Source organism: Mycobacterium sp. (assembly GCF_035640695.1).
GTDB lineage: Bacteria > Actinomycetota > Actinomycetes > Mycobacteriales > Mycobacteriaceae > Mycobacterium.
This window is the reverse complement of sequence record NZ_DASQVQ010000051.1, coordinates 1-9,179: the sequence shown is the minus strand read 5'-3', so window position 1 is coordinate 9,179 and position 9,179 is coordinate 1. Positions and strand designations below refer to the sequence as shown.

9 protein-coding genes are annotated in these 9,179 nt (G+C 68.9%); 3 read left to right on the top strand and 6 right to left on the bottom strand.

Annotated features, from left to right (window positions below):
* Positions 1–1,690 (top strand): N-acetylglutaminylglutamine amidotransferase (locus VE759_RS06215; RefSeq protein ID WP_324929263.1); only part of this gene is annotated, 1,690 nt, incomplete at its 5' end.
* Complete coding sequence (gene ngg, locus VE759_RS06210) at positions 1,687–3,456, top strand: N-acetylglutaminylglutamine synthetase (protein ID WP_324929261.1); 1,770 nt, start codon at positions 1,687–1,689, stop codon at positions 3,454–3,456. The genes VE759_RS06215 and ngg, both read left to right, overlap by 4 nt.
* Positions 3,457–3,517: 61 nt before the next feature.
* Here the strand turns inward: ngg and VE759_RS06205 are convergent, their stop codons facing one another.
* The 4 genes from VE759_RS06205 to map all read right to left on the bottom strand — a co-directional run bounded on the left by VE759_RS06205 (position 3,518) and on the right by map (position 7,210).
* Positions 3,518–4,081: an alpha/beta hydrolase gene (locus tag VE759_RS06205; RefSeq protein WP_324929259.1), complete on the bottom strand. Its 564-nt coding sequence runs from the start codon at positions 4,079–4,081 to the stop codon at positions 3,518–3,520.
* A 64-nt stretch (positions 4,082–4,145) separates the two neighbouring features.
* Positions 4,146–4,832, bottom strand: a complete 687-nt coding sequence (locus VE759_RS06200) for a hypothetical protein (RefSeq protein ID WP_324929258.1) — start codon at positions 4,830–4,832, stop codon at positions 4,146–4,148.
* Positions 4,833–4,842: 10 nt separating this feature from the next.
* Positions 4,843–6,330 (bottom strand): cobyric acid synthase, encoded by a 1,488-nt coding sequence (locus tag VE759_RS06195; protein WP_324929256.1) that lies wholly within the window; start codon positions 6,328–6,330, stop codon positions 4,843–4,845.
* 19 nt (positions 6,331–6,349) lie between these two features.
* Positions 6,350–7,210: a type I methionyl aminopeptidase gene (gene map / locus VE759_RS06190; RefSeq protein ID WP_324929254.1), complete on the bottom strand. Its 861-nt coding sequence runs from the start codon at positions 7,208–7,210 to the stop codon at positions 6,350–6,352.
* 41 nt (positions 7,211–7,251) lie between these two features.
* On the opposite strand from map, the gene VE759_RS06185 reads away from it, so the two are divergent.
* Complete coding sequence (locus VE759_RS06185) at positions 7,252–7,725, top strand: nuclear transport factor 2 family protein (protein ID WP_324929252.1); 474 nt, start codon at positions 7,252–7,254, stop codon at positions 7,723–7,725.
* Here VE759_RS06185 and VE759_RS06180 read toward each other — a convergent pair.
* Both VE759_RS06180 and VE759_RS06175 read right to left on the bottom strand, forming a co-directional pair.
* On the bottom strand, positions 7,722–8,309 hold the full coding sequence (locus VE759_RS06180) for a DUF1707 domain-containing protein (RefSeq protein ID WP_324929250.1): 588 nt from the start codon (positions 8,307–8,309) through the stop codon (positions 7,722–7,724). The two genes, VE759_RS06185 and VE759_RS06180, sit on opposite strands and share 4 nt — an antisense overlap.
* A gap of 21 nt (positions 8,310–8,330) precedes the next feature.
* Positions 8,331–9,179: penicillin-binding transpeptidase domain-containing protein (locus tag VE759_RS06175; protein WP_324929248.1), on the bottom strand; the 849-nt coding region annotated here is incomplete at its 5' end.

Here is a 9,179-nt window from a genome sequence, read left to right as displayed (position 1 = left end):
CGCCACGGGGGCCGTCGCGCTCGGCCATCGCCGCCTGAAGATCCTCGACCTCTCCGAGCGCGGGGCGCAGCCGATGGTCGACCCCGAGCTGGGGCTGGCCGCGGTGTTCAACGGCCTGATCTACAACTACCGGGAGCTGCGGGCGGACCTGGAAGCGGCCGGGTACCGGTTCTTCTCCACCACGGACACCGAGGTCCTGGTCAAGGCCTTCCACCGGTGGGGCCCGTCGTGCGTGGAGCGCTTCCTCGGGATGTTCGCCTTCGCGATCGCCGAACGGGACACCGGTGTGCTCACCCTCGGCCGCGACCGGCTCGGCATCAAGCCGCTCTACGTCACCGAGGCACCCGGCAGGCTCCGGTTCGCCTCCGCGCTGCCCGCGCTGCTCGCCGGCGGCGGCGTCGACACCTCGATCGACCCGGTCGCCCTGCACCACTACATGACGTTCCACTCGGTCGTGCCGGCCCCGCACACGATCCTCAGCGGCGTCCGCAAGCTGCCGCCGGCCACCGTGCGCACCATCCGGCCGGACGGCACGAGGAGCGACCACGTCTACTGGCGCCCCGAGCACGTCCGCCGCCGGGAGGATGCGGGGATGAGCGCGCGCGACTGGCGCGACGCCGTGCTCGAGGCGCTGCGGGTCGCGGTGCGCAGGCGGATGGTCGCCGACGTCCCGGTCGGTGTGCTCCTGTCCGGAGGGCTGGACTCGTCGCTGGTGGTCGGCCTGCTCGCCGACATGGGGCAGACGGGGCTCAAAACCTTCAGCGTCGGCTTCCACGCCGCGGCGGGCGAGGCGGGTGACGAGTTCGAGTACTCCGACCTCGTCGCGAAGACATTCGGCACGGACCACCAGCAGATCCTGGTGGACCCGGCCCGCATGCTCCCCGCCGTCGACGAGGCGATCGAGGCGATGGCCGAGCCGATGGTCAGCCACGACTGTGTCGCGTTCTACCTCCTCAGCCGGGAGGTTTCGCGCCACGTGAAGGTGGTGCAGTCCGGGCAGGGCGCAGACGAGGTGTTCGCCGGCTACCACTGGTACCCACCGATGGGCGAGTCGGCCGCGACGGTCGACGAGTCGGTCGGCCGATACCGGGCCGCGTTCTTTGACCGCGACACGGCGGCAGCCAGCGCGTTGCTCGCACCCGGCGCCGTCGCCGCCGGCGACCCCAGCGGACAGTTCGTGCACGAGAACTTCACGCGGCCCGGCGCCGACACCGGCATCGACCGGGCCCTGCGGCTCGACACCACGGTGATGCTGGTCGACGACCCGGTGAAACGGGTCGACAACATGACCATGGCCTGGGGCCTGGAGGGCCGGGTGCCCTTCCTCGACCACGAGCTGGTGGAGCTGGCCGCCAGCTGCCCACCGGCGCTGAAGACGGCCCACGACGGCAAGGGCGTGCTCAAGCAGGCCGCCCGCCGGGTGATCCCGTCGGAGGTGATCGACCGTCCCAAGGGTTACTTCCCCGTTCCGGCGCTGACACATCTTGAGGGGCCGTACCTCGACTTGGTCCGCGAGGCGCTGTATTCCCCGGCCGCCAAGGAACGCGGGTTGTTCCGTCCCGAGGCGGTGGACCGGCTGCTGGCGGACCCCAACGGTCGTCTCACGCCGCTGCGCGGTAACGAACTCTGGCAGCTGGCCCTGCTGGAGTTGTGGTTGCAGCACCATCACATCGCCGGGGCGGCCGTATGACCGTGCTCGACCCGGGCGAGGACCATCCCGAGGCCATCACGCTCGGGCTGCACGACGCCTCGCCACAGCACCTGCTGGACGCGATGGCCCACGACGTGGTGCTCGAACTGGGCTGGGGCCGGCTCATTTTCGGACAGACCTTCGCCGATCCGGAAAAGCTGACCGAGGTGCTCCGGGGGGAGAGCCCGGGCCGTCGCGACATCTGCATCTACGCCCGCGAGCCGCACGTCGTGGTCGCCCGGGCGCCGCAGGAGCTATTCATCGACCCCAGCCACACCTACCGACTGCGGTTCTTTGACGACGACTCTGGCGGCCCGCCGGTCGGGGTCAGCGTGCGCACGCTGGAAAGCCCGGCCGACGGGGACGCGATGAACCGCGTCTACGTCCGCTGCAACATGGTTCCGGCACCGGTCGACGTGATCTGGAACAACCATCGCGCCGCCGACGCGGTGACCTACCTGGTGGCGGTCCGGGATCACGACGCGACGATCGTCGGTACGGTCACCGGCGTCGACCACGAGCGGCTGTTCTCGGATCCGGAGCGTGGCTCCAGCTTGTGGTCGCTGGCCGTCGATCCCGAAGCCGGCGTGCCCGGCATCGGCGAGGCGTTGACCCGCGCGCTGGCCGAGGACTTTCGCGGTCGCGGCCGCGCCTATATGGACTTGTCGGTGGTACACGACAACTCGGCGGCCATTGCACTGTACGAAAAGCTCGGCTTCCGGCGGGTGCCGGTGTTCGGGATCAAGCGCAAGAACGCGATCAACGAGCCGTTGTTCACCTCCGGTCCCCCCGAGACCGTCGACGACCTCAACCCCTATGCCCGGATCATCGCGGACGAGGCCATCCGCCGCGGAATCCAGGTCGAGGTCCTCGACGCGGAGACCGGCGAACTGCGCCTCACCCACGGCGGCCGCAGCGTCGTCACCCGCGAGTCGCTGTCGGAGTTCACGTCGGCGATCGCGATGAGCCGGTGCGACGACAAACGCCTGACCCGGCGCATCGTCGCCGCCACCGGGATCGCCGTGCCCATGGGCCGGCTGGCCACCTTCGACGATGGCGATTATGCGTTTCTGGCCGAAGCGGGCGACGTCGTTGTCAAGCCGACGCGGGGCGAGCAGGGCAAGGGAATCACGGTCGGCGTCAGCGAGCCCGACGAACTCGACGCCGCCCTGGCCCGGGCCGGCGAGCACTGCCCGGAGGTGCTGATCGAGCAGCGCGCGCGAGGCGAGGACCTGCGACTGGTCGTGATCGACGGCCGAGTGGTGGCGGCCGCGCTGCGGATGCCCGCCGAGGTGATCGGCACCGGCGTGCACAGCGTTCGTGACCTGATCGAGGCGCAGAGCCGTCGGCGCGCCGCGGCCACCGGCGGCGAGTCCCGCATCCCGCTCGACGAGGTCACCGAGGCGACGGTGCGGGAGGCCGGCTGGTCGTTTGACGATGTCTTGCCCGAGGGACTGCCGCTGCGGGTGCGGCGCACCGCCAACCTGCATCAAGGGGGCACGATTCACGACGTCACCGCGGAGGTGCATCCGGAACTGTGCCGGGTGGCGGTCGCGGCGGCCGGCGCTATCGGCATTCCCGTCACCGGCATCGACCTGGTCGTGCCGGACGTCACTCGGGATGAGTACGTGTTCATCGAGGCCAATGAGCGGCCGGGCCTGGCCAACCATGAACCGCAGCCCACGGCCGCCGCGTTCGTCGACTTCCTGTTCCCGAATCATCCCGGCGTGCCGCCGGCATGGACGCCCAAGACCGCGCCGTCGTGACGGGTGTCGGCGTCTTGGCGTCTTGGCGTCTTGGCGTCTTGGCGTGGCGTCTTGGCGTGCGCTACCAGGTGTTGGCGCGGATGACGATCTCGGCGGCCAGCTGCGCGATGGATTCCTGGGCGTTGCGCCGCCCAAGCAGGTCCACCAGCCGGAAGTGGCCGTAGACATAGCGCTGGCTGGCCTTGGCCACCGCCTTGGCGGCCGGCGTACTGACCAGCACGGTCGTGTTCATCTCCACCGGCGGGCAGTGCTCATCGCGAATCACCCCGGTCAGATCGGCCACCCGCGGATGCCCGCGGTCGATAACGACCAGGCCGGTGAACCGGTCGAGCCTGGTCGCGGCCAGCTCCCAGGCCAGCTCACCGCCGACGCGGTCACCGACCAGCAGCGACCACTGCACGGCCAGTGCGTCGAGAATTCCTAAGACCGATTTGGCGGTCAGCCGCTGGTCGGGTGCGATCACGACGGTGCGCAACGACGCGGTGTGCAGCCGCTGGCACACCGCGTCGTACGCGGACGGCGCGTGGTGCGCCGCTGCGAGCACGGCGACGACGGACCCCGTCTCCGGGCCTGTCGCAGAGACCCCTACCGGGAATCCGTCGACGGTGAGCATCGTCGAAGGCATTTCCAGCACGGTACCTGGAGCCGCCAGTGCGCCGTGGCATTTTGGATTCGCATCGTGCGAATTCTCAGCCGGCGCGCACCTTGTCGGCCTGCTTATTCACGACCTCAGTAAAAGTCTGCGGCAGCGTCGCTTTGGGCATCGCGCCCTGGCGTGCATCGAGATCCCTTGCGGGCAGGGCCATTCCGAACGTGGCCATCCTGTCGATGTTTTCGAACGACATGAACACAGTTGTGTCGGAGCCGTTCAGTCGCATCGTCTGCTGGTACAGCAGCTCGTCGGGGCGGTCGCTGGGCAGCTTCGTGGTGGTGATCGGGATGCCTGCGGAGGTTCGGTCGAAGTAGGCGTCGAAGTGTTCACAGCGGCTGGCCATCGCGGCCAGCTGCCCGAGGTTCAGCTGCCAGCTCAGCACTGTCATCACGACGCGGGCACCGTCGTAGCTCACGGCGTACTTCACGGCGCTGCCGGGTCCGCGTTCGGCGGATCGGGCGATCACTTCGGTGAGCCCGTTGGAGCAGCCCTCGGGGACAGACAACATCGCGGCGGGGCCACCGGCGCCGTCCGACCGGCGAGGGTCCTCGACGATGCGGTCATAACGCACACCCGTCGGTAGGTCGCCCGCGGTCAGCACGACCTTCTGCAGCTTCGCCCCCGGCCAGGTGGCCGTTCCGCTGATGCTGTAGGCACAACCGGCGAGCAGCACCACAGCCACCACGAAACCGAGCACCGACGTCCCCGTCCGCCGCCCGATCATGAAGCCAAGGCTACTCACCCAACGCGGAGTTGAGCGTGGGACGCTTCGGGGGGCCACCGTCGAGCAGCCCCAAGATCGCGTCGACATCCGTGTGTGTGGTCAACAGTTCGGCCATCAGATCAACCTGCACGTCGCGGCGGGCGGCCACGTCCACGTCGTCGGCGACGACGAACCCAGGCCGGCCGGCCGCGGCTGCGGCCTCGCTGAGCCACTCCCGACGGAACGCGTCATTGTCGAAAAGCCCGTGCCGATGCGTGCCGAACACGGCCCCGCGTCTGAGGCCGACGTTTGCCCACGCCGACTCGGCCGACCGCACGACCTGTCCGTGGTGGATCTCGTAACCGCTGCGCGGGGTGTCGTGGGTGCGCAGCGTCTTGGTCGGCGCGAAGACGATGTCCGCGTCGAGCAGTCCGAGCCCGTGCACGGTGCCGGCCTTCGATTCGACGAGGTCGTCGATGCGACAGCACAGCATCTGAAAGCCACCACACAAGCCCAGCACCGGTTTGCCTGACCGGGCGTGCGCGACGATGCCCTCGGCCAGACCGCGTTCCCGTAGCCAGCCGAGGTCGGCGACGCTGGCCTTGGTGCCGGGGATCACCACGACGTCGGTGTCGGCAAGCTCGGCGGCGGCGCTGACCCAACGCACCAGCACACCCGGTTCGCATGCCAGTGCCTCGACGTCGGTTGAGTTGGCGACGCGGGGCAGCCGGATCGCGGCCACCCGCAACGTCTGAGCGCCGCGCGGCCTTTCGGGCACACCGACCACGCGGTCGGCCAGCACCGACAGCGAGTCCTCGGCGTCAAGCCACAGGTCATCGACGTACGGCAGCACGCCGTAGGTCGGTCGGCCGGTCAGCGCCCGCAACCGTTCCAGTCCCGGAGCGAGCAGCGCCAGGTCGCCGCGGAACTTGTTGACGATGAATCCGGCAATCAGCGCCTGGTCGGCGGGGTCGAGCACCGCGACGGTCCCGAAGAAGTGGGCCAACACCCCGCCGCGGTCGATGTCGCCGACCACCACGACCGGCAGATTCGCGGCCCGGGCCAACCCCATGTTGGCGAGATCGGTTGCACGCAAGTTGATTTCGGCTGGCGATCCGGCACCCTCGCAGATCACAGCGTCGAATTCGGCACGTAGTGAAGCCAGTTCGGCCGCCACGAGTTCGGCGAGCCGCTCCCGGTGCTCGACGTAGGCTCTGGCGGTAACGGTGTCGACCGCGCGACCGCGCAACACCAGCTGCGAGGTGCGGTCGCTGCCGGGCTTCAGCAGCACCGGGTTGAACCGGGTGTGCGGCTCGAGGCCTGCGGCGCGGGCCTGCATCGCCTGGGCGCGACCGATTTCGCCGCCGTCGACGGTGACCGCCGAATTGTTGGACATGTTCTGCGCCTTAAACGGCGCCACCTTGAGCCCCGCTCGGGCCAGCAGGCGGCACAGTCCGGCGACGACCACCGACTTCCCGGCGTCCGACGTGGTGCCGGCGACCAGCAGTGCGCCGCTCACCGAAGGTAGCGCGAGCAGCTCATTGCGGCAGCGTCAGGATCTCGGCGCCGTCGTCGGTGACCACCAGAGTGTGCTCGAACTGGGCGGTCCACTTCCGGTCCAAGGTCGCGACGGTCCAGCCATCGTCCCAGATCTCGTAGTCCAGCGCGCCGAGGTTGATCATCGGCTCGATGGTGAACGTCATGCCCGGCTCGAGCACGGTTTCCACGGCCGGCTGGTCGTAGTGCAGAACCACCAACCCGTTGTGGAAGGTGGTGCCGATGCCGTGTCCGGTGAAGTCACGAACGACGTTGTAGCCGAACCGGTTTGCGTACGCCTCGATGACGCGGCCGATCACCGAGAGTTGGCGGCCCGGCTTGACGGCGTTGACCGCACGCATGGTCGCTTCCTGGGTCCGCTCGACGAGCAGCCGGTGCTCCTCGGACACGTCGCCGGCCAGGAAGGTGGCGTTGGTATCGCCGTGGACGCCGTCGATGTAAGCCGTCACGTCGATGTTGACGATGTCGCCGTCCTCAATCACCGTCGAGTCGGGGATGCCGTGGCAGATGATCTCGTTCAGCGACGTGCAGCACGACTTCGGGAAGCCCTTGTAGCCAAGCGTCGACGGATAGGCGCCGTGATCGATCATGTACTCGTGGGCGATGCGGTCGAGCTCATCGGTCGTCGTACCGGGCGCGACGGCCTTGCCCGCCTCGGCAAGTGCCCCCGCCGCGATGCGGCCCGCGACACGCATCTTCTCGATCACCTCGGGCGTCTGCACCCACGGCTCGCTGCCCTCTTTGACGGTTGGCTTCCACGCGTACTCTGGCCGTGGAATCGAGTTGGGCACCGGCACGGTCGGCGAGACCACGCCGGGGCGCAGGGCAGTGCGAACAGGCATGACGCCAGACTAGTCGGACCGCGCGGCTAGATTCTGGTGCCATGACCAATTCCTCTTCTGCTCCTCGCGTGCGCGTCGACGAGGTTGACGAACAGTTCGCCACCCAGTTCGCCGAGCGATTCACCGACACATGGCGCACCCCGGACCTGGCCAAGCACGAGGCGCTGTGGAGCGACGACATCGTGCTGATCCAGCCGATGATGGGCGCCCTGCGCGGCAAGCAAGCCTGCCGCGAGTCGTTCCAACGGTTGTTCGCCCTGGTGCCCGACCTGCACGCCGACGTCCACCGCGTCGGCCATGGCAAGCACGAGGTGTTCATCGAATTCACGTTGAGCGGAACGTATGGCGGCAAGCCGATCGCGTGGGACGCCGTCGACCGCTTCACGTTCACCGACGGCCTGGTCGCCGAGCGGGTCTCGTACTTCGACTCCACGCCGCTGATCGGCAAAATGGTCGCCCGCCCGGCCGGGTGGGACCGGCTGGTCCGCATCGGTTCGCAGCTGTTCCGGCGCTAACGGCGGTCGAAGCGGCCGAACCGCCACGACCGGCGGGGGCCGCGAATGTCCACCGAACCGCACACCACCTTGCCGGTGAGGATCACGTGCGGCCTGCCTTCGGCGGGCGCGTCCTTGCGGTGATCGCGGGCGCTGCCGACGTTGACTTCGACGTCGTCGATCGACGCACTTGCCCCATCGGGCAGGCGCAGGTCCAGTCCGCCCAACTTCATGTCCAGCTCGATGACCACTATCGGTCCGGCGAACCGAGCCCGGGTCAGATCCAGGTCGACGGAGCCCATCCGCCGCACCAGCGCGAGCCGGGTCGGCACCGTCCATTCGCCATGCCGCTTCAGGGAGCCGAGCACGCCGCGCAGCTCCACCCGATCGGCTGCAGACGTCACGATCGCCCCTGGGCCGGGCAGGTCGCCGACAAGCGCATCCAGGTCGGAGTGCAACCGGGCCCGCGACACCAGCGCCGAGCGTTCCTCGAACTCGTCGATGTCGATCAGCCCGAGCGCGACGGCGTTGTGCAGCCGGCGCAGCGTGCCGTTGCGGTCGGCGTCCGACACGCGCATCGCGGTTTCGTGGTTGATGTCCGTCATAGCCCTCTGCGGACAGGTTACTCAGGCCAGATAGTCGGGCGGCAGCTGATCGAACATGCCCTTGAGCATCCGCACCGCGTACTCCGAGCTGCCGCCCCCGACGATCAGCGCGGCGAAGGCCATGTCCCCGCGGTATCCGGCGAACCAGGAATGCGAACCCCCGATGAACTCGGCCTCACCGGTCTTGCCGCGGACCTCACCCGAAGACTGCAGATCCTTGGCGGTGCCGTTGGTCACCACCAGCCGCATCATCGGCCGTAGGCCATCGAGCATCTTCGGGGTGATCGGCGTGCGGTCTCCCGTCACGACGGCCGGCCGGCCCTCGATCAGTTGCGGCACGGGCGTTTTCCCTGCGGCGACCGTCGCCGCCGCCATCGCCATGCCGAACGGGCTCACCAGCACCTTGCCCTGCCCGAAGCCGTCCTCGGTGCGCTCGGCAAGGTTGACCGTCGGCGGCACTGAGCCGGACACGGTGTTGATTCCCTCGATCTGGTAGTCCGGCCCGATGCCGTACTGCGCGGCGGCCATCGTCAGGCCGCGCGGCGGCATCCTGCTGGCGAGTTCGGCGAACGTGGTGTTGCACGAACTGGCGAACGCGCGCGACATCGGCACCGTGCCGAGGTCGAATCCGCCGTAGTTCGGGATGGTGCGGTGCCCGATGTCCATCGTGCCGGGACAGTCCAGCAGCGTGGTCGGCGTCGCCATGTCGCGGTCGATGGCCGCGCCGGCGGTGATGATCTTGAACGTCGACCCGGGCGGGTACAGGCCGGTGGTGGCGATGGGCCCCTCCGTGTTGGCCGCGGCGTTCTGCGCGACGGCGAGAATATCGCCGGTGGACGGCTTGACCACCACGATCATCGCCTTCTTGCC

Bases quoted from the DNA above. Each gene is read 5' to 3' on its own strand.
- ngg (WP_324929261.1), top strand. From the start codon at position 1,687: ATGACCGTGCTCGACCCGGGCGAGGACCATCCCGAGGCCATCACGCTC.
- VE759_RS06205 (WP_324929259.1), bottom strand. From the start codon at position 4,081: ATGCCTTCGACGATGCTCACCGTCGACGGATTCCCGGTAGGGGTCTCT.
- VE759_RS06200 (WP_324929258.1), bottom strand. From the start codon at position 4,832: ATGATCGGGCGGCGGACGGGGACGTCGGTGCTCGGTTTCGTGGTGGCT.
- map (WP_324929254.1), bottom strand. From the start codon at position 7,210: ATGCCTGTTCGCACTGCCCTGCGCCCCGGCGTGGTCTCGCCGACCGTG.
- VE759_RS06185 (WP_324929252.1), top strand. From the start codon at position 7,252: ATGACCAATTCCTCTTCTGCTCCTCGCGTGCGCGTCGACGAGGTTGAC.
- VE759_RS06180 (WP_324929250.1), bottom strand. From the start codon at position 8,309: ATGACGGACATCAACCACGAAACCGCGATGCGCGTGTCGGACGCCGAC.